Below are 1,065 nucleotides of genomic sequence, written 5' to 3' on the forward strand. Positions count from 1 at the left end.
GGGAATAGCACAGAATATAGTCCGCTACAACAAACCCAATGTTCGCTTGTCAGACTGCTTGTCATGTAGTTCTTCAACTCTACAAGAAAGTGATGTTTCAGAGCATGGTACATATCCTGTATATGGTGCAAATGGCGTCGTTGGCTACCTCGACAATTATAATACAGAGAATGAAGCAATCTATATTATCAAAGATGGTTCGGGTGTAGGAAGCACATCGTATGTTACGGGCAAATGCTCTGCAACAGGAACATTGAATATTTTACGAGCTAAAGAAGGCTATTCGCTTCAATATCTTTACTATATGCTGAAAGTATTTAACTTTGAACCCTACAAAACTGGTATGGCTATATCTCATATTTATTTCAAAGACTATGGTAAAGCCAAAGTCTTCTGTCCGACATATAAGGAACAACTTCAATATGCGAGGCTGTTGTCCGCAATAGATAAAAGACTAACAGTAGAGCATGGGCTTTTAACAAATCTAAGTTTGCAGAAGCAATACTTGCTCCGTCAGATGTTCATATAAACATCTGACGGAGCAGATACTGTTTTTGTTTTTCAAACGCATATCTTTGCTTTACAATAGTTTCCTTCCATAATGATAACGCATAAAAAGCATGTGCTATGGTTCTGACTATTTGCACAGTTGGCAAAATGAATTCTTGATTTTGCGTTTCTGTAATATAATGTCTTTTATGATCCTCTGTAGACAAATCAAGATATTTCAAAAACTCAAATGTATAGCGCAAAAGTTCTTTATTCTTTGCCGTTAGAATTTTTATGGCAGAAGATTTGACCTTGAAAGAAAAATCAACATATTTACAATCAAGAGTGAAATCATCGAATATGATGCAATCACCCTTGTCATATATTCCTTCTATTTCTGATGTGTAGCCTAAAACAAAGGCTTTGTTTGCTGTTAGCACTGGAGTTCCTTCATTTGTATATTCAGTATCTTCAACAAGATATGATTGTGGTTGTTCATAGCTAAGAACATCGCCAATCATTGCATTAAAACCAACACTTTTCCTAAGTTTTCCAAAAACATCATTTCTAATTCCC

The 1,065-nt window shown here is 35.5% G+C and carries 2 protein-coding genes; one reads left to right on the plus strand and one right to left on the minus strand.

All coding sequences use genetic code 11. The features are described from left to right. The coding region (locus HMPREF1254_RS04475; protein WP_023057471.1) for a restriction endonuclease subunit S at window positions 1-529 on the plus strand (529 nt) is incomplete at its 5' end. On the opposite strand, the gene HMPREF1254_RS12150 is transcribed toward HMPREF1254_RS04475, so the two are convergent. Continuing rightward, on the minus strand, window positions 522-1,065 hold a 544-nt coding region (locus tag HMPREF1254_RS12150; protein WP_036891030.1), incomplete at its 5' end, for a hypothetical protein. The two genes, HMPREF1254_RS04475 and HMPREF1254_RS12150, sit on opposite strands and share 8 nt — an antisense overlap.

Origin of the sequence: Prevotella sp. BV3P1 (genome assembly GCF_000479005.1) — a bacterium.
Classification (GTDB): domain Bacteria; phylum Bacteroidota; class Bacteroidia; order Bacteroidales; family Bacteroidaceae; genus Prevotella.